This window comes from Aestuariivivens sediminicola, from assembly GCF_022662015.1.
GTDB classification, from domain to species: domain Bacteria; phylum Bacteroidota; class Bacteroidia; order Flavobacteriales; family Flavobacteriaceae; genus Aestuariivivens; species Aestuariivivens sediminicola.
On record NZ_JAKMCM010000003.1, the window covers coordinates 177,325 to 199,887 of the forward strand.

17 protein-coding genes are annotated in these 22,563 nt (G+C 35.4%); 11 read left to right on the plus strand and 6 right to left on the minus strand.

Features of this window, described 5'->3' with window-relative positions:
• Nucleotides 1-96: 96 nt before the first annotated feature.
• The 5 genes from MR041_RS08290 to MR041_RS08310 are packed head-to-tail and all read left to right on the plus strand — an operon-like array spanning nucleotide 97 to nucleotide 9,764.
• Complete coding sequence (locus tag MR041_RS08290; protein ID WP_242093145.1) at nucleotides 97-3,804, plus strand: efflux RND transporter permease subunit; 3,708 nt, start codon at nucleotides 97-99, stop codon at nucleotides 3,802-3,804.
• Nucleotides 3,801-5,036 carry a TolC family protein gene (locus MR041_RS08295; RefSeq protein ID WP_242093146.1) on the plus strand — a complete coding sequence of 412 codons (1,236 nt, stop codon included), beginning with the start codon at nucleotides 3,801-3,803 and terminating at the stop codon, nucleotides 5,034-5,036. The genes MR041_RS08290 and MR041_RS08295 overlap by 4 nt, the downstream gene beginning before the upstream one ends.
• A gap of 2 nt (nucleotides 5,037-5,038) precedes the next feature.
• The gene (locus MR041_RS08300; protein ID WP_242093147.1) at nucleotides 5,039-7,540 is read left to right on the plus strand and encodes a heavy metal translocating P-type ATPase; all 2,502 of its coding nucleotides are present in this window, start codon (nucleotides 5,039-5,041) and stop codon (nucleotides 7,538-7,540) included.
• Between the two features lie 4 nt (nucleotides 7,541-7,544).
• The gene (locus MR041_RS08305; protein WP_242093148.1) at nucleotides 7,545-9,317 is read left to right on the plus strand and encodes an efflux RND transporter periplasmic adaptor subunit; all 1,773 of its coding nucleotides are present in this window, start codon (nucleotides 7,545-7,547) and stop codon (nucleotides 9,315-9,317) included.
• Nucleotides 9,318-9,338: 21 nt separating this feature from the next.
• On the plus strand, nucleotides 9,339-9,764 hold the full coding sequence (locus MR041_RS08310) for a heavy-metal-associated domain-containing protein (RefSeq protein ID WP_242093149.1): 426 nt from the start codon (nucleotides 9,339-9,341) through the stop codon (nucleotides 9,762-9,764).
• Nucleotides 9,765-9,835: 71 nt separating this feature from the next.
• Here the strand turns inward: MR041_RS08310 and MR041_RS08315 are convergent, their stop codons facing one another.
• Together MR041_RS08315 and MR041_RS08320 are read right to left on the minus strand one after the other, a co-directional pair.
• On the minus strand, nucleotides 9,836-9,994 hold the full coding sequence (locus MR041_RS08315; RefSeq protein ID WP_242084979.1) for a hypothetical protein: 159 nt from the start codon (nucleotides 9,992-9,994) through the stop codon (nucleotides 9,836-9,838).
• A gap of 341 nt (nucleotides 9,995-10,335) precedes the next feature.
• Nucleotides 10,336-10,860 (minus strand): hypothetical protein, encoded by a 525-nt coding sequence (locus MR041_RS08320; RefSeq protein ID WP_242084977.1) that lies wholly within the window; start codon nucleotides 10,858-10,860, stop codon nucleotides 10,336-10,338.
• Between the two features lie 210 nt (nucleotides 10,861-11,070).
• Between MR041_RS08320 and MR041_RS08325 the strand changes: the two genes are divergently transcribed.
• Both MR041_RS08325 and MR041_RS08330 read left to right on the plus strand, forming a co-directional pair.
• Nucleotides 11,071-11,673, plus strand: coding sequence for a recombinase family protein (locus MR041_RS08325; protein ID WP_242093150.1), 603 nt, complete (start codon nucleotides 11,071-11,073; stop codon nucleotides 11,671-11,673).
• A gap of 7 nt (nucleotides 11,674-11,680) precedes the next feature.
• On the plus strand, nucleotides 11,681-11,929 hold the full coding sequence (locus tag MR041_RS08330; RefSeq protein WP_242093151.1) for a hypothetical protein: 249 nt from the start codon (nucleotides 11,681-11,683) through the stop codon (nucleotides 11,927-11,929).
• 103 nt (nucleotides 11,930-12,032) lie between these two features.
• Here the strand turns inward: MR041_RS08330 and MR041_RS08335 are convergent, their stop codons facing one another.
• The 3 genes from MR041_RS08335 to MR041_RS08345 form a co-directional block, all read right to left on the minus strand.
• Nucleotides 12,033-14,657: an AAA family ATPase gene (locus MR041_RS08335; protein WP_242093152.1), complete on the minus strand. Its 2,625-nt coding sequence runs from the start codon at nucleotides 14,655-14,657 to the stop codon at nucleotides 12,033-12,035.
• 280 nt (nucleotides 14,658-14,937) lie between these two features.
• Entirely contained in the window at nucleotides 14,938-15,375 is a 438-nt protein-coding gene (locus MR041_RS08340) for a hypothetical protein (RefSeq protein WP_242093153.1), read from the minus strand.
• A 2-nt stretch (nucleotides 15,376-15,377) separates the two neighbouring features.
• A complete protein-coding gene (locus MR041_RS08345) occupies nucleotides 15,378-16,634 on the minus strand; it encodes a tyrosine-type recombinase/integrase (RefSeq protein WP_242093154.1) in 1,257 nt (418 codons plus the stop codon).
• 401 nt (nucleotides 16,635-17,035) lie between these two features.
• On the opposite strand from MR041_RS08345, the gene MR041_RS08350 reads away from it, so the two are divergent.
• From MR041_RS08350 to moeB, 4 genes are all read left to right on the plus strand, one after another.
• Nucleotides 17,036-19,189 (plus strand): right-handed parallel beta-helix repeat-containing protein, encoded by a 2,154-nt coding sequence (locus MR041_RS08350; protein ID WP_242093155.1) that lies wholly within the window; start codon nucleotides 17,036-17,038, stop codon nucleotides 19,187-19,189.
• Between the two features lie 186 nt (nucleotides 19,190-19,375).
• Nucleotides 19,376-19,876 (plus strand): hypothetical protein, encoded by a 501-nt coding sequence (locus MR041_RS08355; RefSeq protein ID WP_242093156.1) that lies wholly within the window; start codon nucleotides 19,376-19,378, stop codon nucleotides 19,874-19,876.
• Nucleotides 19,877-19,886: 10 nt separating this feature from the next.
• Nucleotides 19,887-20,261 carry a GerW family sporulation protein gene (locus MR041_RS08360; RefSeq protein WP_242093157.1) on the plus strand — a complete coding sequence of 125 codons (375 nt, stop codon included), beginning with the start codon at nucleotides 19,887-19,889 and terminating at the stop codon, nucleotides 20,259-20,261.
• 533 nt (nucleotides 20,262-20,794) lie between these two features.
• A complete protein-coding gene (moeB, locus tag MR041_RS08365) occupies nucleotides 20,795-21,970 on the plus strand; it encodes a molybdopterin-synthase adenylyltransferase MoeB (RefSeq protein WP_242093158.1) in 1,176 nt (391 codons plus the stop codon).
• Between the two features lie 45 nt (nucleotides 21,971-22,015).
• Here moeB and MR041_RS08370 read toward each other — a convergent pair whose 3' ends face one another.
• Entirely contained in the window at nucleotides 22,016-22,384 is a 369-nt protein-coding gene (locus tag MR041_RS08370) for a sulfite exporter TauE/SafE family protein (protein WP_242093159.1), read from the minus strand.
• Nucleotides 22,385-22,563: the final 179 nt, after the last annotated feature.

Here is a 22,563-nt window from a genome sequence, read left to right on the forward strand (position 1 = left end):
GACTGTTTTATCCTATGGCTGTAATGTCGTAAGGATAATTTGCTGTTTTCGGTGTTTTCACAACGCCAATGTCTAACTGTTTAATAATCAAAGTCAATGCTAAATAAAAGCATCAAATTTTTAATAGAAAACAAACTCGTGGCAGTTTTGTTACTTGTCCTTTTCGTAGGATGGGGAACGGTTAATGCACCCTTTAATTGGGATACAGGATTTTTACCAAGTAACCCAGTTGCTGTAGATGCCATTCCAGATATAGGTGAAAATCAACAAATTGTTTTCACCAAATGGGATGGTCGCTCACCACAAGATATTGAAGACCAAATCACCTACCCATTGACAACGTCTTTACTTGGTATTCCAGGAGTAAAAACCATTCGTAGTTCGTCAATGTTTGGCTTTTCAAGCATCTATATCATTTTTGAAGAAGAAATAGAGTTTTATTGGAGTCGAAGTCGTATTCTCGAAAAACTAAACTCATTACCAAGTAACTTGTTACCCGATGGTGTAAATCCAGCTTTAGGTCCTGATGCGACAGGATTAGGACAAATATTTTGGTATACCTTAGAGGGGCGTGATGAAAAAGGAAACGTTACAGGCGGTTGGGATTTACAAGAGTTGCGTAGTATTCAAGATTACTATGTAAAATATGCTTTATCCGCTGCTAGTGGAGTGTCAGAAGTGGCTTCGATTGGTGGTTATGTTCAGGAGTACCAAGTGGACGTTAATCCAGAATTGATGCGCCAATATAACATTGGGTTGCATCATGTTGTAAAGGCGGTTAAGGAAAGTAATAAGGACATTGGTGCGCAAACCATTGAAATCAATAATGCAGAATATTTAGTACGTGGTTTAGGTTATGTGAAGTCTATTGAAGACATAGAAAATGCAGTAGTCACTTCCGAAGATTTTACATCCATACGAATTAAAGATATAGGCAAAGTATCACTTGGTCCAGCAACACGAAGGGGATTATTAGATAAAGAAGGTGCAGAAGTTGTTGGAGCTGTTGTGGTAGCTCGTTATGGTGCAAACCCAATGGAAGTTATTGATAACGTAAAGGAGAAGATTAACGAATTAAGTGCAGGATTACCTTCAAAAGTTTTATCAGATGGAAGAACTTCACAAGTAACCATAGTACCATTTTATGATAGAACAGAATTAATTCAAGAAACATTAGGTACGCTTAATGAGGCGTTGACTTTAGAAATACTCATAACCATTTTGGTTATTGTCATTATGGTCTTTAATCTTCGAGCTTCAGTATTAATTTCTGGATTATTACCTGTTGCAGTATTGATGGTTTTTATAGCAATGAAGTTCTTCGGTGTAGATGCTAACATAGTGGCACTATCAGGTATTGCTATTGCTATCGGAACAATGGTTGATGTAGGTGTCATACTTTCAGAAAATATTATAAGGCATTTAGATGAAGATAATGGAACACAATCAATTAATACGGTAGTCTATAATGCAACAGCCGAGGTGTCTGGTGCAATTGTAACTGCAGTAATGACCACTATTATTAGTTTCATACCTGTATTTACTATGATTGGTGCAGAAGGAAAATTATTTAGACCGTTAGCCTTCACAAAGACCTTTGCATTAACCGCATCTATTATTGTTGCCTTATTCTTAATACCTCCTTTTGCAGCTTTTTTATTCAGAAAGAAAAGCATTAAAACCAATTTTAAATATGTTTTAAATGGCGTTTTAATAGTATTAGGTGTTGTTGCCATAGTTTACGGTTATTGGTTAGGACTAATATTAGTTGGGTTTGGAATTGTTGCAATTATAAAGCAACAAGAGATAGTATCAGAGAAACAAGCTAACCTTATCAATATTATTATTTCGGTATCAGTTATTGTATTCTTGTTAGCCGAATATTGGAGACCGTTAGGAGTTGACAAAAGTATCTTCTGGAATCTCATTTTTGTAAGTGTTATATGCTTCGGTTTATTAGGTGTTTTCTCATTTTTTATAAAATACTACGAACGTATTTTGAGATGGTGTTTAGATAATAAACTACTGTTTTTATCAGTACCAACAGCAATAGTTATCGCAGGTTTTTTCATTATGAAAAATACAGGCAAAGAGTTTATGCCGTCATTAAACGAAGGTTCATTTCTATTAATGCCAACCTCAATGCCACATTCTGGTATAGAGGAAAACAAAAGGGTGTTGCAGCAATTAGATATGGCAGTAGCAAGTATTCCAGAGATTGAAACAGTAGTTGGTAAAGCAGGTCGCACAGAATCTGCTTTAGACCCAGCACCAATGTCAATGTATGAGAATATGATTCAGTATAAACCAGAATATATGTTAAATGAAAATGGAGTTCGCCAACGCTACAAGGTAAATGATGATGGCTTATTTGAACTAAAAGATGGTCGTTCCATTTCTAATCCAAATAATTCCAAAAATGTCACCTTTAGTACTGTTAAAAGGTATCAATTAATTGAAGACGATGATGGCGAGTACTATCGTAACTGGCGACCAGAAATTGAATCACCAGACGATATTTGGAATGAAATTGTAAGAATCACCAAATTACCAGGCGTAACTTCTGCACCAAAACTACAACCTATTGAAACCCGATTGGTGATGCTTCAAACTGGAATGAGAGCACCAATGGGGATTAAAGTAAAAGGCCTAGACTTAAAACAAATTGAAGCGTTTGGAGTGAAATTAGAAAACATCATTAAGGACGCTGAAGGTGTTAAAAAAGAAGCTGTTTTTGCAGACCGTATTGTTGGTAAACCTTATTTGTTAATTGATATTGATAGAGAGAAAATTGCTCGTTATGGTGTAACCATAGAGGACGTTCAAAATGTATTAAAAGTTGCAGTTGGTGGAATGGTATTAACCAAAACCGTTGAAGGTCGTGAGAGATATGGTGTTCGAGTACGATACCCAAGAGAATTACGAGCCAACCCAACCGATTTAAAACAAATTTATGTGCCAGTAGAGAAAGGCAGTCCTGTCCCCTTAAGCGAATTGGCAACCATTCGTTACGAACAAGGCCCACAAGTCATTAAAAGTGAAGACACCTTTTTAGTTGGTTATGTCTTGTTTGATAAATTAGATGGTTTTGCAGAAGTAAGCGTTGTTGAAAATGCACAAGCCTTAATAAAACAAAAGATAGATTCTGGTGAATTGATAGTGCCAAAAGGCATTAACTATGCCTTCACAGGAACCTATGAAAATCAGTTAAGAGCAGAAGAAACATTGTCTGTGGTAGTGCCTTTAGCATTACTTATAATTTTCTTGATTCTATATTTTCAATTTCGTTCCGTTGCAACCTCATTGATGGTGTTTACTGGTATTGCAGTAGCATTTGCAGGTGGCTTTATTATGATTTGGCTCTATGGTCAAGATTGGTTTTTAAACTTCAACTTCTTTGGGGAAAATATGCGAGACTTATTCCAGATGCACCCAATTAATTTAAGTGTAGCGGTTTGGGTTGGGTTTATTGCACTTTTTGGTATTGCAACAGACGATGGTGTCGTAATGGCAACCTATTTAACTCAAACTTTTGATAGAAACACACCAGAAAATAGAAAGGAAATTAGAGCATCCATAGTAGAAGCAGGAGAAAAACGTATTAGACCTTGTTTAATGACGACAGCAACCACAATTTTAGCATTATTGCCAGTATTGACATCAACAGGACGAGGTAGCGATATAATGATACCTATGGCAATACCAAGTTTTGGAGGAATGCTGATTGCTTTAATAACCTTATTTGTAGTACCAGTATTATATAGCTGGAAAGCCGAAGTTCAACTTAAAAGAACTGTAAAATGAAATACATAAAAATCAATATAAAATTTGTCTTGGCTCTTGGCTCTTGTTTATTGAGTCTCATTGTAAATGCACAACAATTAGAAGTACTCATAGATGAAGCCTTAACAAACAATCCAGAAATTCAAAAATTTGAGTTACAATACAAAAGAGCTTCCGAAAAAGTAAATGAGGTTAATACCATTCCTAATACCGAATTTGGTGTTGGTTATTTTGTAAGTGAACCAGAAACACGAACAGGAGCACAACGTTTTAAAGTTTCGGCTAAACAAATGTTACCTTGGTTTGGTACAATTACTTCGAGGGAAAGTTATGTGAGTTCATTAGCGGATGCTAAATATGAGGACATTGTTATTGCAAAGCGAAAACTAATGGCTTCGGTATCACAATCCTATTATAATTTATACGCCAACAAAGCAAAGCAAGAGGTATTAACCGAAAACATCAAACTACTTGAAACATACGAAACATTAGCACTAACATCTGTTGAGGTTGATAAAGCATCTGCTGTAGATGTGTTGCGATTACAAATGCGTCAAAATGAAATGCAACAACTAAAAGATGTATTGCAACAACAATTTTTAGCAGAACAAACGAATCTGAATAACCTTTTGAACAGGGAAAATGATATTGCTGTTACTGTGGTAGAGAGTTTAATAATGCCTTCAGAAGACTTTGAAATCACTACTGAAAATTTAGCATTGCATCCCGAACTATTGAAGTATAATAAACTATATCAATCCATAGAACAATCAGAATTACTAAACCAAAAGGAAAGTAGTCCTATGATTGGTTTTGGATTAGATTATATCAATGTTTCCAAAAGACCAAATATGAATTTCTCGGATAACGGTAAAGATATTGTGATGCCTATGGTTTCGGTATCAATCCCAATTTTTAATAAAAAATATAAATCTCAAACCAAGCAAAATGAGTTAGAACAGCAAGAAATAACAGTTCAAAAACAGGAACGATTAAACACTCTGGAAACAGTTTTAAGTAAAGCAATTAATGAACGTATTTCTGCAAGAATAAGTTATGCAACCCAAATTAAAAACCTAAACCAAGCGAAAGATGCCGAAGACATTTTAATAAAAAGCTACGAAACAGGAACGATTGATTTTAATGATGTTTTGGATATTCAAGAACTACAATTAAAGTTTCAAATGAATCAAATAGAATCTGTTAAGAGCTACTATGTGCAAAGCGCAATTATAAATTATTTAATACAATAGTAATGAAACACACATATCACATACACGGAATGACTTGCAACGGTTGTCTCAGTCACGTAGAAAAAACACTTTCAGAAGTCGCAGGTGTTTCAAAAGCAACAGTCAATTTAGAAAAGGCAGAAGCTACAATCGAAATGGAATCGCAAATTCCTATAGAAACATTTCAAGAAGCCTTAAAAAATGATGGTGGGAGATACAGTATTCATAAACAAGGTGAACATCATCACCATTTAGAAGATAAAAAGGAAAAACAACCAAAAGCAAAAGGCACAGGTACATTTTATTGTCCTATGCATTGCGAAGGTGATAAAACTTATGATAAAGCAGGAGATTGTCCTGTTTGCGGAATGGATTTGGTCGAAGAACAAAATCTATCATCAGCTATCACAGAACAATGGACGTGTCCAATGCACCCAGAAGTTATAAAGGATGAAGCAGGTTCGTGTCCTATTTGCGGTATGGATTTAGTACCAATGCAACCTGACCTTTCAGTAGAAGAAAAAACCTACAAAAAACTATTAAAGAAGTTTTGGATAGCATCTGTTTTCACTTTACCAATTTTTATAATCGCAATGAATGAAATGCTCAATAATAATCCATTGTACGATATAATGGAACAGAAATATTGGAATTGGATTCAGTTTGCATTATCCATTCCAGTAGTGTTTTATGCTACTTGGATGTTCTTTGAACGAGCATACAAAAGTATTAAATCGTGGAATCTCAATATGTTCACACTAATTGGGATTGGTGCTGGTGTGGCTTGGTTATTTAGTGTTTTTGGTATGATATTTCCAGATATATTTCCGTCACAATTCAAAACCGAATCAGGTGCAGTACACGTCTATTTTGAAGCAGCAACGGTTATTTTAACCTTGGTGCTTTTAGGACAGTTGTTAGAAGCTCGTGCCCACAGTAAAACCAATTCGGCAGTAAAAGAATTATTAAAGTTAGCACCAAACAAAGCCATAAAAATAGTAGATGGTGAAGAATTTGAAGTCAGTATAGATAAGATAGAATTAAATGATATTCTAAAAGTAAAACCAGGCGATAAAATTCCTGTAGATGGTGTGATAACAGAAGGTGAAACAACCATTGACGAATCTATGATTACAGGAGAACCTATTCCTGTAAACAAATCTCAAGATGATAAAGTAAGTAGCGGAACAATTAATGGGAATCAATCATTCTTGATGAAAGCGGAAAAAGTAGGAAGTGATACGTTACTCTCACAAATTATCCATATGGTTAATGATGCGAGTAGAAGTCGTGCACCTATTCAAAATTTAGCAGATAAGGTATCAGGTTATTTTGTGCCAGTTGTAGTTCTTATTTCTATTATCACATTTATTGTATGGTCTATTTGGGGACCAGAACCAGTTTATGTGTATGCTTTTGTCAATGCAATTGCAGTTCTAATCATTGCGTGTCCTTGTGCTTTAGGTTTAGCAACACCAATGTCTGTAATGGTTGGTGTGGGTAAAGGTGCTCAAAATGGTGTATTGATTAAAAATGCCGAAGCTCTTGAAAAAATGGATAAGGTTAATACACTTATTGTTGATAAAACAGGAACAGTTACAGAAGGGAAAGCAACAGTAGAAACAGTAGGTGCTTTTAGTGATACTCTAAATGAAAAAGAGTTACTACAATACATCGTTTCATTAAATACTAATAGCGAACACCCATTAGCAGAAGCGACTGTAAAATATGGAAAAGAACACAATACTCAAATATTAAAGTCCGAAGATTTTAGTGCTGTTACAGGAAAAGGTGTTGAAGCTATAATAAATGATAAAAAAGTAGTATTAGGAAATCCTAAAATGATGGAATATGCCAAAGCAGATATTACTTCTAAAATGAAAGACGAAGCTAAATCTTACCAAAAACAGGGTAAAACAGTTTCTTATTTATCATTAGATGAAACCGTTGTTGGGTATGTAGTTATTGGAGATAAAATAAAAGAAACAAGTGCCAAAGCGATTAAAGAACTTCAAGATAAAGGCATTGATGTCATAATGCTTACAGGTGATAATCACGATACAGCACAAGCAGTAGCATCAGAATTAAATCTCGCAGATTTTAAAGCCAGTATGCTACCAGAAGACAAACTCAAAGAAGTAGAGAAACTGCAAAAAAATGGAAAAGTGGTTGCTATGGCAGGTGATGGTATTAATGATGCACCAGCATTGGCAAAAAGTGATGTAGGTATTGCAATGGGCACAGGAACAGATGTAGCAATTGAAAGTGCAATGATTACGCTAGTAAAAGGTGATTTGCACGGCATTGTAAAAGCCAGAAATTTAAGCGATTCTGTAATGAATAATATAAAGCAGAATCTATTTTTCGCACTTATTTACAACACATTAGGAGTACCTATTGCAGCAGGTGTTTTATTTCCTTTCTTTGGTATTTTACTCTCACCAATGATAGCAGCATTAGCAATGAGTTTTAGCTCTGTTTCGGTAATAGCAAATGCATTACGATTAAGAAATATTAAAATATAATAATATGAAAAAATACATAATTTATACAGGTATATTAATAGTAGGACTATTATTAGGTTGGTTGTTATTTGGCGGGTCACCAAAATATGATAAAGTCCATAATCACGATGCCATATCAGAAACCAATCAATTGTGGACGTGTTCTATGCATCCACAAATTATGCAACCAGAACCAGGTGATTGTCCTATATGTGGTATGAATTTAATTCCTGTTGATGGTGGAAGTGAGGGCTTGTTAGCAGACCAATTCAAACTCACTGAAAACGCAATGGCTTTAGCCAATATTCAAACTTCAATTGTTGGCAATAGTATTGCGGATGGCAATAGAATAAAGTTATCAGGTAGAATTGTTGAAAATGAAGAAGCTAATACAGTGCAGGTTAGCTATTTTTCTGGTAGAATCGAAAGGTTAAATGTAAGTTTCACAGGTGAAAAAATTCGTAAAGGTCAAATGTTAGCAACCATATATTCACCAGAATTGTATGCAGCGCAACAAGAACTCATAACAGCTGCATCTTTAAAGGAATCACAACCTGAACTATTCAATGCAGTGCGTAATAAATTGAAATTATGGAAGCTCTCTGAAAATCAAATCAATCAAATTGAATCATCTGGAAAAGTTAAAGAAAATTTCCCTGTGTATGCGACTGTTTCTGGTACAGTTACCGAAAAATTAGTAGAACAAGGCGATTACATCAAACAAGGTCAACCTTTATTGAAAATCGCCAATCTCAATACGGTTTGGGGAAATTTTGATGTTTACGAAAATCAAATTGACCGCTTTAAAAAAGGACAGGAAGTTGTGGTAACAACCAATGCCTATCCTAACAAAGAATTTAAAGGTAAAGTAGATTTTATAGACCCTGTTTTAAATACCAAAACAAGAACAGTAACCTTGCGTGTAGTACTAAATAATAAGGACGATGTATTTAAACCTGGGATGTTCATCACTGCGAAAATTGAAGATATTAAAAATGAACATCAAGAAGTTTTGGCAATACCAATATCTGCAGTTCTTTGGACAGGTGAGCGTTCTGTTGTCTATTTAAAAACCAATCCAGACCAACCCGTCTTTGAAATGCAAGAAGTAGTTTTAGGTAATCGAATTGGCAATGAATACGAAGTTTTAGAGGGATTATTTGTTGGAAATGAAATAGTGACTAACGGAACATTTACGGTAGATGCAGCGGCACAATTACAGGGTAAAAAGTCAATGATGAATAAAGTTGGTGGTAAAGTTACGACTGGTCATGAAGGGCATCTTGGAATGGAAGATATTACCTCGGAACCTCAAGAGAATCATTCCAATATGAATGAACGATTAAATGTTTCGAAAGACTTTCAAAATCAATTGAAAACCGTTTTTTATGATTACGTCAAATTGAAAGATGCATTAGTTAAAGATGATGTGAATAGTGTAATACAAGAAGCAAAAAAACAAATAGAAAATTTGTCAAAGGTTGATATGAAACTATTAACAGACAAGGAAGCACACAATCATTGGATGGCTTTGGAAAAAGAGATTAAAGCATCAGCCAATTCAATTTCAAATGTAACCGATATTAAAGTTCAAAGAAACCATTTTAAACACTTATCCTCGCATTTAATTAAAGTAATGCAGTTATTTGGTATTAATGAAAAAGTCTATGTGGAATTTTGTCCAATGGCAGATAATAACAACGGTGCGTATTGGTTGAGTAAAGAAGAAAAAGTAATCAATCCATATTTTGGTGAAGCTATGCTAACCTGTGGAGAAGTAAAACAAATAATAGAATAATAACAATTAAATTTTAAAACAATGAAAAATGTAATTTTAAGTGTAGCTGTAATTGTAGCAATGGGATTAACAAGTTGTAATGGTCAAACTAAGAAGGAAAAGGAAACTACTACAACAGAAGTATCAAAAGATATGGCAATGTCAAATATAACATTTGGTGTAAGAGGGAATTGCGGTATGTGTAAAAAAACGATTGAAAAAGCAGCTAACGGTGTGCAAGGTGTATCTAGCGCAAATTGGGATGTAGAGAAGAAGAAAATTGAAGTGTCTTATGATGACACAAAAACGAATGCAATGTCTATTCATAATGCTATTGCTGCTTCAGGTTACGATACTGAAAAAGTATCTGGAGATGAGGAAGCATATAAGAATTTACCTGTTTGTTGTCAATATGACCATGAAATGATGATGAACCAATCTGGTGGAGAGAAAAGTGATGACCATTAGAAATTAGTAATTATTTTTCCTTATTAAATTAATGAGAGAAGCTCACATTTTTTGGGAGCTTTTTTAATTATTTAAAATTTAGATGCATTTTCAATCAATACTCTAATAGCTGATGATGCACTGCCACCATATTTGCTTCTCTTGGCCAGTTTGTTTAATTTCTGCTTTAACTCAGGAGATATGCGCATTATAAAGGTCTCCGTATTTTCACTTGATGGTATTTTTCCCATGATTGTTCTGTTTGTATATAAATATGTCTAATCTCTATAAACCTCTACGAAATCTGCGATTAATTTATCTGTACCATTTGGTCAAAGGTTAGCACCTTAATTAAAGTCTATACTTTGTTGAAGTTGTCGTTTTTAATTGTTTTTGGACATATTGGTCCGACTGGTCTGTCACTTGTCCAGAATATTTTGAATTTTTCAGAACACTTGCCAAGTATCCGCCCTCGTCAAGAAAAACTAACGACCTTGTATATACAATGGGTCCCATCTGTCTTTAAACTGGCGACCATTTTTTAAAGAAATAAAGTGATTGTATATACAAATGGTTTTTAAGTTCCAATCAATCATGATTTCCATTTTGATTTTAAAATAGGAAAACCTTCTTGCCAATTATCTATAAAGGAAATACAGTTTTTGCCAGAAAGAATTCTTTTGAAACTTAAAGATTTATCAAATTCGACTCCCATATAAGCTTTTGAATTTTTCAAATCACCAAATATATGTTTCCCATTAATTGTGTGAGTAATATCCACAATTTTGTTATTTATTACATTAAATCCATGAGAATAGGGGTATGCAATATCTTTGGATAAAGTATAACCTTCAAAATATTGGATATTATTAGACTCGTCCCTCATTGCTAAAGTTTGGGCATTATAAAAACAATCTCCCATTGTTGTATTTCTAGAACGTTTTAAGGCCTCTTTTACAATTTTCATTTCTTCCTCATTCAGCTCTTCTGATTCAAAAGTTTTTCCCTCTTTAAGTACAAATTCGAACATACTTTTATAATAATTTGGATTATTAAGTCCTTCAAAATCTGCGGCATTTGTTTCTAATAAATTAATTAATGTTTGGTTTAGTGTCATATTCTTAAAATTTGAATAGTTGTTTCATGAATGAAGATAGGTTGAATAAATATAGAATAATATATTCAAAAAATTGGTTCAACCCAAAATTGTATCATTCCAAGTATGCCTTTGTCAGATACAGAAAAATGAGCTAAATACCTGGTTTTTAGGTGTATTATTTTGCCATCCTAAAATAATACATTATATTTGTTATATAATTTAAAGATTATGAAAGTTAAGTATATTAGAGTATCCAGTTTGGACCAAAACACACAGAGACAGCAAACTAATGAAAAAGATTTTGCTAAGACTTATGTCGACAAGATAAGTGGGGCCGTTTCATTTTTTGATAGACCCCAAGGTAAGAAATTGGTTGATGACATTAATAATGGTAAAATTGACGAAGTACATGTTATGTCCATCGACAGAATTGGAAGAAACATTCTGGATATTTTGACCGTGTGTGAATTTCTGACTCAAAAGGAAGTGAATCTTTATGTGGAGAACATTGGAATGTATTCAATGGTTGACGGCAAACAGAACCCAATCTTCAAGATGATTGTATCTGTATTGGGCAATGTAAGCGAAATGGAGCGCAATAACATGCTAGAAAGACAGCGACAAGGCATTGAGATTGCCAAGGCGAAAGGTGTTTATAAAGGTCGTTTATATGGTTCCAGAATGACCACGGAAGAATTCTTGGACAAGTATAAGAAGGTTGCTAATGAGTTATCTAATGGAGAGTCTTTAAGAAGGGCCGCTGCTTTAGGTGGTGTTAGTCTGGGAGTGGCTCAGCGAGTTAAAAAAGCAATGCAAGAACAATTAAATTAATAAGATTATGGCAACACAGGGAGAAAGACAAGATTATTTATGGAGACCCAATGATGAAAGTTCAACCACAAGAATGCGGTATGAGCTTGAGGCTGACCATTGGTATCGAGCATTCAAAAGTGCGGAACGAAAACACAGGCCGACATCATTAAAAAGTGATTTGGCAGTCATTGGCCTTATATTTTCATTGGTTGGGTCATTGTTAGTATTGGTTATTGCGCTAATTATCGAATTTGTCAAGTGGGTAAGGTCTTAAGAGAGTGATTTAAGAAAACACTGATTTGACCTTGGTCAAAGTGACTACTTGAGAAGATTCAATAACCTTTAGGTAGATAAAATCAATTTGAATTAAACAGTGATTAACTCCTTCCTCTTTTTCTCAACTCTGAAATATAAGATTCTAGGGCATTAATGTCTGTTTTGATTTCTTCTGAGTCAGGCATCTCTTCAATAAGTGCCCCAGCACTGTCGTGACCATTAATAAATTTGGAGCACTTAGTCATATTATCATCGACTATTTGGTAATCATCGTCTGTAAGGTCAATAACAATCTTCAACCTTTTCGTTTGAATCTCTCTACCAAATCGCTGTACAGTTCTGTTGAGAATCAGTTCTTCTATTAAACGTTCCCACGTTTCTCTTAATTTTCCATAGAATGGTTTAGTCTCATCTTCGTATTCTTCATCAGTACCTTCGTCTTCTATTTTTTTAAGAATTTGGTGCATATTTTTTAGTTCACCCAATCTTCCCTTAACTGATAATGCATCCCATGGTGGACTTGAGGCAGGAATTCCAGTTTGAGTTTTCTTACGGGTTAGGCTCTTTACATCTATGCTGCAATCTAATTTCACAGCCTCTTCCTGAAGCATCATCAAAAAAGTAATGTCATGTGTAAAAACAATTACCTGACGTGTTGTTGCTTCTTGTACAATTCTTCGAGCTATTTTGCTTCTCCATTTGTGGTCAAGTGACGAAACTGGGTCATCAAAAATTATGGCGGATTTGTGTTCTGAAATGGAAAGTTCTGACAAGAATGTTGCCAATGAAATACAGCGATGTTCGCCTTCACTTAATATTTCCTTTAGGCTAACACTTTGGCCGTAAGATGTATCTAATTGTAAATAATGATACTGTCGACCTCTTACACCCTTTGTTCCCATAACCACCTCGATGTTTTTGAAACCAAGCTTTCTTAACTCTTCTTTGAAATTGTCTTTAAGTGATTTTGTAACATAGGTCTCCGTTAAGCTATTGCTCAACAACGTTACATTACGTGTGTTGCATTGAGAAGCACATTTGTTGATAGCTATGACTTTCTTCATACGCTCAATCTCAACTTCAATTTGTTTTTTGTAGTTGGTTAAATTCTTAATGGCCACTAGATTGGCATGCTTTTTCTCAAGAAGGTCCAATTGCTCTTCTATTGACGTTTTCGCAAGTTCCTCGTTCATTGTCTCTAATCCCATGATAAGGGTTTCAAGTATTGTTATTGGGCTTTTTTGAAATTCAATATGAGAAATTGAATCGACTTTTTTGGCGTCTCTGATTAATCCCAAAACTTCATCGCACTTACTTTCCAAGGTTGCTAAGAATGCCCCTTCAATCTTCTGGAAATCTTCAACAATTTCATTAATCTCATCAATGGTAGGTTCACTTTCTGAAAGGTCGAAGTTTAGATTGTCGAAGTACTCTTCTAACTCCTTTAGTCTTGCAACTGCTTTGTTCAACTGTTCTTGCAAGTCAGCCTTTACAAACTCCTCAAAATTAATAAATCTTTTTCTCGCTTCATCACCCAATTCTTGTAAGCAGAGTGGACAATTTTCTCCTTCACTAGTATTCGGAAAAGCATCCTCTCCATATATTCCATCATAAAATCTCCTAGCACTTTCCCAAAGCTTTTTCCATTGGTCACTACCAATGCCATCCATTGGCAAATTGGAAAATGCTTTTTCAGAAGCCATTTTGGACGCATTAGATGCTACGACTAAATTGTTGACAGCATCTCTTGTCGAATTCATGGCTTTGTTAGAAAAAGCTACTTCAAGTGATTTATACTTTGATTTAAGAGTATCAAATCGCTTAATTCTTTGGTTATTCTCTTTTATTTCTTTAGCTGGGTCAGTAGCCCTAAGTTTTGAAATAGCTTCTGAGATGTTTTTTATTTCGGCATCATCTTTCTCTGTATGACTGCAAAGGCTGTCTAGCTCTTCTTGTTTTGATTCAGCACTCAAAGTTCGAAGAAATTTTGAGACTTCAGTTTCAACATCATCTTGCAAAAAAGAGTAATCATATGAACTTTCGGTCAACATCTGCTTTTCTGAATTGATGATTCTTTCTACTTCATTTAAGGCTTTTGCGAGTTTTTCAAGAATGCTGAACCCAGATGGAACAAAGGCGATTTCATCTTCACCTTCTACGTAATGGTTTGCGCTTGAGGAATCAAAAACGTCAACAGCTTTTAATAAAGCACTATCGATTTCATGGTCTTTCCAAGTAATGTCACCGCTTGTCCCATCTTCTTTGAGGTATTCAACCTGAGCAATTTGCCTTTTGGTTCCACTATCCGAGTCAAACAAGTTGAAGTTGATGGTCGGTAATTCTCCTCTAGTATTGCAAGTGTTCTTTAAAATGCTTGCATAGCTTGATTTTCCAGAACCATTATCACCATAAATGGCTGTCAAACCAGTACTTGAAAAAGTTAATTCTGAATTATCCTTTAGGGCGTTAATATTTTCGTTGTTCTTAATTTTTGAGAGCATAATACTTTCTTCAACATCAGAACTACTTACCAATTCTTTTAATTCATCTATTTTGATGCCTTCATAATCAAGTTTAATAATTCCATTTTCAAACTTACAGATACTTACCAAGTCATTAATGTCGTCTTCAGTTAGGTTCTTGTTTCTGATAATTCTGTCAACAGTTTCTTGCCAGAAAAGAGGTTTATCTTCAACCCATTCAATTATGTCTGTAAGTATGCTCATAAGCCCAATAATATTCCTGATTTTAAAAAAATCTGTTCGGTTGTCTGAAAGAATTAATAAAAGTACGAAATACTATTGTTGAAATAAAAAGGGAAAACCTTAAATTAAGTAGAGACTACTTTTTATTGAATCGGATGATACTTCAAAGTATCCTCTCAAGTGATTTCAAGTCTGTTTTCTGATAGTTTTCGGTTGAAGAAATGAATCTATGTCCAACCATGACTTAGGTACGTATCAGGCCATATTTCTGGACCCTTAAAGTGATTGCCGAAACTCTGATTTATAATTTTCTTATTTTATCAATTTCACTTTCAGTTAAATATCTTTTTCTACTTGATACTTCTATAACATTTATTTCTGGATGCCTTCTTAAGAGGTGATTAAGGTTTTGCGGAGTCATTTTAAGTAAAGTAGCAGCGTCTTTAATTAGATGCTGTATTTCTTCTTTAACTGGTTTAGTCTCAGGTATTACATATTCTTGTACTAGCTTCTTTAATTTTCTTTGAAATGCAATCTCGAATTGTCTGATGAAGTTATTTGTCTTTCTCTCGGTATGAGTTTTTATGGTTTTATATTTAATTCCAGGGTCGTTCTTAATGAGGTTATCGATATATTTATCAACTGTACTTTGAACTACTTTTTCAACACTAATGGATTCTGGGAAAGGCTCAGTAGAATGAATTAATTCTACTACTAATTGTACATCTGCTTTTTTCATTTCTATAAATTATTAAATATTCTAACGTTATCCATAATTAAGTCGTAATCAGGATTAATATACTGTTGTAAAGTTGATATTTTACGGTGTCCAGTCATTTTCATGATGGCATTCAAACTAACATTATTGTTTACCAAGTTAGTAATGAATGTTCTACGACCAGTATGAAAAGTGATTAATTCATATTTGGGCAATTCTTCACCATCATTACCATTTGCTTCTAAGTCATGGAATTCCATAATGTTTTTCAGTCCTTCATGAATATATTTATTAGTTTTTTGGGATGACATTAAGTTGAGACGATAGTCATATTTCTTCAGTATATCTAATACTTTGTCGGTCAATGGCACTTCAACCTTGATTTTGGTTTTCTGGTTGACAATAGTAAGAATTTTTGCTTCATTCTTCTTGGAAATTTTGGTTTTAGAAACCCTTATAACATCACTAAATCTCAGACCAGTATGGCATGCTACTATTAGCATGTCGATAGCTTTTTGCTGAGAAAGAGATTTAAATTGATGATGTTGGATTAAACTTAATTCTTCGAGACTTAAAGTATAATAAGTCTTTTCTTCAACCTTAACCTTAAAGCTCTTGAGCATATCAAAGTCTTTAAGGTAGTTTTCCGTCATTAACCATTTGCCAAAGTTCTTTAAAACACCAAAACGTTTAGCCCTAGTTTTATCGTTCTGAGCTGATGTAATAAATTTATAACCAGCAATATTTGGTCGTGGCTCTGAAAGGAACTTGTTAAACTTGGTCAACCAAATTGTATTATTTAAATCCGAAGGAATGATTTTTCCTATAACTCTGGAATAATCTCTGAGAGCATTTTTAGTTGAAATATAATCTCTCACGGAAGTATCGCTGCTTTCAGGGCTACTAAACATAATTTTTTTTTCACTCAAGAAATCTTCATAGCAGTCAATGATGTCGGCTTCCAAGGATTCCTTTCTTTCTTTGAGACCTGATTTAATTTGTCTTTTTACATAGTCGCTTGTTGGTTTAATTTCGTGTTCATTTATATAATCAATAATTATACTTTCTATCGACCTTTGAATTTTACTAATAATTTTATTATAGTCTTCATTGGAAGGATGTGAGGGTTTTATTCTCTCAGCCTTTTTGTCGAAATCTTTTTCTGGAATTGTAATTCCAGTTCTGTGTCTTACTGCTGAACCATCATGTTTATAGTATATGACTACAAACTTCTCTTTATCTGTATTTTCCTTATATAATTTAACTGTCGAATAACCCATGGGAACACAATTGGAACACAAATTTAGGAAAATAAAGAAAATAGAGAAAATATTTAGAGAAAATACTGAAATTATCTACTGAATAATATATTGAAAATCAATTGATAGAGAAAATTTAAAGAAATAAAGAAAATTTGGTTCAAATCCTGTCATCCCGACTAAATAAAAGCTTTGGTTTTCGTAGAAAGTTTACTTTCTTAAGAAAACTGGAGCTTTTATTTTTAAATAAAGCGAAGCTTTATTTGCAACAATGGTTTAACAGGATTATTAAAATCCTCTTATTTTAACTGGAGCTTTTATTTTTAAATAAAGCGAAGCTTTATTTGCAATAAGGGTTTAATAGGATCTTTAAAATCGGATCATCCGACTCATAAATAGTTTAAACATCTTTTTAATAAGCAATGAAGACCAACTTTTGTAATCTGGAGGTCGTTTACCTGTTTATGGTAATTGTACTATTCGGTGCGGTAGTAACTTCAACGGCGCAATCTAAAAAAGAAAAGCAAGTAAAACATACTAATTTTTATGTGTCTACCACGGGGAATGATAGTGCTCAAGGAACAAAGGAGAAGCCCCTGGCTTCTTTGAACGGGGCGCGGGACGCAATAAGGGCGTACAGAAAGGAAAATGGAGAGACCGGACCAATAACAGTCATCATTGGAGCTGGAGAATATGAGATGACACAACCATTGGAATTATTTCCGGAAGACGGAGGAACCATAAATTCACCGATAACCTATAAAGCTGAAACAGGTACACGACCCGTTTTTAGCGGAGGGAAAAGGATCACCGGGTTTAAAGTCAATGATAAAGGAATTTGGGTTGCCGAAATCCCTGAGTCCCGATATTATGGATGGCGCTTCGACCAGTTGTATGTAAATGGCAAACGCGCGGTTATCGCCCGTACGCCTAACAATGGATTTTTGAACATTAGCGGAGTAAAGCAACATATATGGGAAAGAGGCTCCGGGCGCGTGGCAGACAGCGCTTTACAGATATTGTCCTTTGATCAGGAAAACTTTGCCCCGCTTAGGGAAGCGGAGGCTAAAGATCTGCAAAACATACGCTTCAGAGCTTACCATAAATGGGATTTTACCTTACGTCATATTGATAAAATCGATAAAGACAGTGCAACGGTGTTTAGTTCCGGTAAAGGGATGAAACCCTGGAATCCCTTAGTCAAAGGTACGCGAATTGTATTCGAAAACTTTGCTGCGGCCCTTGATCATGCAGAAGAGTGGTATCTTGATCCCGAAGGGACATTATTCTATGTCCCAGGACCTGGTCAAACACCTGAAAATTCGGAGGTGATAGCCCCGGTTTTAGAGCATATTATTATGATGAGAGGGGATGCCGATGCAAATAGTTTTGTGGAACATATTCGTTTTGAAGGGATCACCTTTTCTCATTGTCATTACAGAATTCCGCGATCGGGTTCCGAGCCGAATCAGGCAGCTGCATTACTCAATGCTGCAGTGATGCTTGAAGGATCGAGAAACATTAACTTTTCCGATATTGAAATATCTCATACTGGTCAGCATGCTATCTGGTTTGGAAAAGGCTGCAGTAATAGCGTGGTGGAGCACTGTTATCTGAACGACCTGGGCGGGGGAGGAATTTATCTCGGCGGTGTTTCACCTCAAAAAGGCGCAGCACATACATCTCACATCCGTCTACATAATAATATAATCCAAACGGGCGGACGGGAATTTCCTTCTGCTGTTGGCGTATGGATGGGACACAGTTCGGATAATGTAATTTCACATAACGATATTGGAAACTTTTATTATTCCGGGATTTCAGTCGGATGGATATGGGGATATGACGATAGCAACGCGAAGAGAAATACCATAACCTATAATAATATCCATCATATTGGTTGGACATTGCTAAGCGATATGGCTGCCGTCTATACCCTTGGTAAATCCGAAGGAACCGTTATCAGTAATAACGTGGTGCATCATGTGCACGCGTATTCCTATGGAGGATGGGGCCTGTATACCGATGAAGGTTCTTCAGATATAATTATGGAAAATAACCTGGTCTACAATACCAAAACCGGTGGTTTTCACCAACATTACGGGAAAAATAACTTTATAAGAAATAACATTTTTGCCTTTGCAAAGCTGTACCAGGCGCAATGTACGCGGGTAGAAGATCACCGCTCATTCGATTTCACAAACAATATTATGGTTTTTGATGAAGGGGTAGTCCTCAAAGGTGCTTGGGAAAAGATAAACATTCGGATGGATAAAAACCTCTATTGGAATACCAACGGGGGGCCGTATGATTTTAACGGTAAAACCTTCAATGAATGGAGGAAAACGGGGCATGATATTCACAGCATTATTGCTGACCCCTATTTTATGGATTCCGAAAATTATAATTTCAATTTTAAAAGTAAGAAAAGCATAAGGCGAATTGGTTTTAAACCTTTTGATTATTCACCTGCGGGTGTTTACGGGGAAGATTCGTGGATAGAGAAGGCTCGATTGTCCGAGGACATTAGGAAGGCATTTGATACGGATGTGGAGCTAAATATGAATAGTCACTAAAATGAGACAATTGTTGCAAAAGACAGGTTTCATACTGGAATCTCTATATGCTGGTTAAAACAGGGTGCTGACCGACCGCTTCTAATAACTACCTTGGGCAATAAACCGGTTATCTTTTTTTCTCAAAGTTGAGCGATATCATTGTGAGATTGTGCGAGTAGAAATACTTTCAGACAAAATTTTTGCATGGCACTTTTTAGTATCATAGTGTTATTCTTCTTACTTCTTTTGCTGCTGCTATTCATCCCTGTAACCGCATGTATTGATTCAGTTTCAAAACAATACTACATAAGGATTCATGGATTGGTAAGAGCCAGTTTCGAGGAAGATAAGGCTGAAATATTCAGGGTGCGCCTGGCGGTTTTATTTTTCAACTTTTACGTCTATCCTTTACGGAGGAAGAAGCGAAAAAAAGGACATTCTGAAAATAAGAAAAAGGAATCGAAATCAAAAAAGCGAATGCATTTTAAAACGGCTTTAAGACTCATCAAATCATTCAGAATAAGACGGTTCTATTTAGATATCGATACAGGAAACTGCATATTGAATGCTAAATTGTATCCTGTTTTTGCGCTTGTAAAATATAACGGAGCGAATTGCAATATTAATTTTCAAGGACGGAATCAGTTGGTTCTCGTGCTAAGAAATAGACCATTAGATATTATTAAATCATTTATTAACTTTTAAATATGATATTATGGATTTACATTTTGAGGAATTATTAGGTCAGATCACTGACTTTATAAAAACAGAAGCTAAAACGGAAACCGTTGTTGGCGAACAATTCGAATTAGGAAAATTTAAATGTGTTCCTGTAATTAAAGTAGGTATGGGATTTGGTTCAGGTGGCGGCGAGGGCGTAGAGGCCAAAACCAATGCGCGAAAAGGTCAGGGAGCCGGTGCAGGAGCTGGAGTTGGTATAGAACCAATTGGGTTCTTAGTGACAAAAGAGGATCAGATTTCTTTTATTGAGGCAGGCAAGATTCATGGCTTATCAGCTGCTTTTGAGAAAGTACCTGATTTGATTGAAAGAATTGTCGATAAAAGATCTAAGGAACCTGTAACCTCCTGAGAATATGAGATTATATAGGAACTGAATATGGGGGTTTCATACGCTTATATTCAGTTCTTAAATGGTATTCATTGGTAAAAGAGTTTCTTTGTGTTTTATTTATTTCAATCCATTGGTTGAGATAATAACCTTCAAAAGGATATTAAGAATCTAGGGCAAAACAGTTAAAAAAGGATTCTATTTTTTTACAGAGAATTGAATTGGCTGTAAAATATACGGTTGGATTTTAGAGGCTTCAACGACATCATTTTGTAGGTATGGGCAGCTCTTTTCCACCCCCTACTTTTCTTTTTATTATTTCATAAGCATCGGCTTGCGAAATTGTCCTGTGAATTTTTCAAATTGTCCTGTGAATTTTCAAAATTCACAGGACAATTTTGTTATCCCTTGCCTACAATATCTAAAAGGGATCAGCATGGCTTGATAGCCTTATAAAAATAATTAAACAATAGTCTTTTAAAAACATTAATTTTATCGGGACAATCACAATTCTATTCTCCTAAGAAGGGAAAGAAGAGATAATAAGATGATTTTTGACAGTTGCAACTCTCATGTTGACTAAAGAAGAATTAAAACGGTATTCCAGGCATATTCTGCTTTCTGAAGTTGGAATAGAAGGACAGCAGAAGCTCAAAAGTGCTTCTGTTCTCGTTGTGGGTCTAGGAGGACTAGGGTCTCCTTTGGCTATGTATTTGGCAGCTTCGGGTATTGGTACTTTGGGATTGGTAGATTTTGATGTCGTAGATCATTCGAATCTGCAACGACAAATCATTCATAGAACGTCTGATAAGGGGCAGCTTAAAATTGAATCCGCAAAACAAACGCTCAACGCTATTAATCCCGAGGTTAATGTTGTGTTACACAATGAGCGCCTGACTTCAGACAACGCCCTTGAGATCCTGAAACATTACGACCTGGTAGCCGATGGCACCGATAATTTTCAAACACGTTATTTGGTTAATGATGCCTGCGTATTATTAGGGATACCCAATGTGTTTGCCTCGGTGTATAAGTTTGAAGGGCAGGCCAGTGTATTTGCAACCAAGGAAGGACCGTGTTACCGTTGTATATACCCCAGCCCACCAGAACCTGGAACTGTGCCCACCTGCGCCGAAGCGGGGATACTTGGTGTTTTACCCGGTATCATGGGAACCATACAGGCTACGGAAGTAGTGAAACTAATCCTGAATAAAGGCAATGCTTTAATCGGTCGGCTTCTGTTATACAATGCTTTAGACATGGCCTTTTCCGAAATTAAGTTGCCTAAAGATCCAAACTGTGCCCTTTGCGGAGATCATCCAACTATAAAAGAGCTTATAGACTATGACGTCTTTTGTGGAGTTAACAATGAAAAGTCCGAAATTACAGATACCCCTAACCCGATTGAACAGAACAGTTGGAAAATTGAACCAAACGAACTGTCCAAGATCTTAAACGATAAAGACCTCTTTCTTTTAGATGTTCGAGAGCCTTACGAATATGAGATTGCCAGTATAAAGGGTTCCATTTTGATTCCATCTGAGCAAATCTCGAATCACTTGGACAGGTTGCCGAAAAATAAAACGATCGTGGTCCTTTGTCATCATAGCGGTCGAAGTAAAAAAGTGGTCAACTATCTGATTGGGAAAGGGTTCAATGAGGTGCGATTTTTACTTGGAGGTATCGACAGATATGCTCTGGAAATAGACCATACCTTAGAAAGGTATTAGAAAAGTGTCTTCTTCGGGGTCTTGAGATTAAATGTATTTTCTCTTTTATTTTCCCATCATCATTTTGATTCCGGCAATCAGTAAGATGACTCCAAATAGTTTTTTTAGTGAGGCCTGATCTATCCTAAGTGCCATTTTAGAGCCAAAATAGCCTCCCAAGATAAACAATAAGGATACCATAAGTGCCATTTTCCAATCTATGGCTCCGGCTCTGTGATAATTGAAAACCGCAAGAAATGTAACCGGAGGAAGCATAACCGCGAGACTCATACCTTGAGCATGATGTTGTGAGAACCCCAAAAAATAGACAAACATTGGAACCATGATCAGGCCGCCGCCTACACCAAGTAATCCACTAAAAATACCAGTTAAGACCCCAATAAGGACTAAAATAATAAGCGTTGAAAAAGTCATTTTGATTTTCATTTTATGTGATAATTGACCCAATAAATATAGTGCTTTTTTATTCGGACTATGCTGTGCTAACTTAGGAAACAGAGTCCGGATATCGTTAAGCATTGCATAGGAAACCCAGTTGTGCTTCTCTTATTTTAGATTTTTAGGAAATCATCCGGGTATAGGCGATAAAAAAA

Excerpts from the sequence above, each read along its gene's own strand:
- MR041_RS08290 (WP_242093145.1), top strand. The coding sequence starts at position 97 with ATGCTAAATAAAAGCATCAAATTTTTAATAGAAAACAAACTCGTGGCA.
- MR041_RS08295 (WP_242093146.1), top strand. The coding sequence starts at position 3,801 with ATGAAATACATAAAAATCAATATAAAATTTGTCTTGGCTCTTGGCTCT.
- MR041_RS08300 (WP_242093147.1), top strand. The coding sequence starts at position 5,039 with ATGAAACACACATATCACATACACGGAATGACTTGCAACGGTTGTCTC.
- MR041_RS08305 (WP_242093148.1), top strand. The coding sequence starts at position 7,545 with ATGAAAAAATACATAATTTATACAGGTATATTAATAGTAGGACTATTA.
- MR041_RS08310 (WP_242093149.1), top strand. The coding sequence starts at position 9,339 with ATGAAAAATGTAATTTTAAGTGTAGCTGTAATTGTAGCAATGGGATTA.
- MR041_RS08315 (WP_242084979.1), bottom strand. The coding sequence starts at position 9,994 with ATGGGAAAAATACCATCAAGTGAAAATACGGAGACCTTTATAATGCGC.
- MR041_RS08320 (WP_242084977.1), bottom strand. The coding sequence starts at position 10,860 with ATGACACTAAACCAAACATTAATTAATTTATTAGAAACAAATGCCGCA.
- MR041_RS08325 (WP_242093150.1), top strand. The coding sequence starts at position 11,071 with ATGAAAGTTAAGTATATTAGAGTATCCAGTTTGGACCAAAACACACAG.
- MR041_RS08330 (WP_242093151.1), top strand. The coding sequence starts at position 11,681 with ATGGCAACACAGGGAGAAAGACAAGATTATTTATGGAGACCCAATGAT.
- MR041_RS08335 (WP_242093152.1), bottom strand. The coding sequence starts at position 14,657 with ATGAGCATACTTACAGACATAATTGAATGGGTTGAAGATAAACCTCTT.
- MR041_RS08340 (WP_242093153.1), bottom strand. The coding sequence starts at position 15,375 with ATGAAAAAAGCAGATGTACAATTAGTAGTAGAATTAATTCATTCTACT.
- MR041_RS08345 (WP_242093154.1), bottom strand. The coding sequence starts at position 16,634 with ATGGGTTATTCGACAGTTAAATTATATAAGGAAAATACAGATAAAGAG.
- MR041_RS08350 (WP_242093155.1), top strand. The coding sequence starts at position 17,036 with ATGAAGACCAACTTTTGTAATCTGGAGGTCGTTTACCTGTTTATGGTA.
- MR041_RS08355 (WP_242093156.1), top strand. The coding sequence starts at position 19,376 with ATGGCACTTTTTAGTATCATAGTGTTATTCTTCTTACTTCTTTTGCTG.
- MR041_RS08360 (WP_242093157.1), top strand. The coding sequence starts at position 19,887 with ATGGATTTACATTTTGAGGAATTATTAGGTCAGATCACTGACTTTATA.
- MR041_RS08370 (WP_242093159.1), bottom strand. The coding sequence starts at position 22,384 with ATGACTTTTTCAACGCTTATTATTTTAGTCCTTATTGGGGTCTTAACT.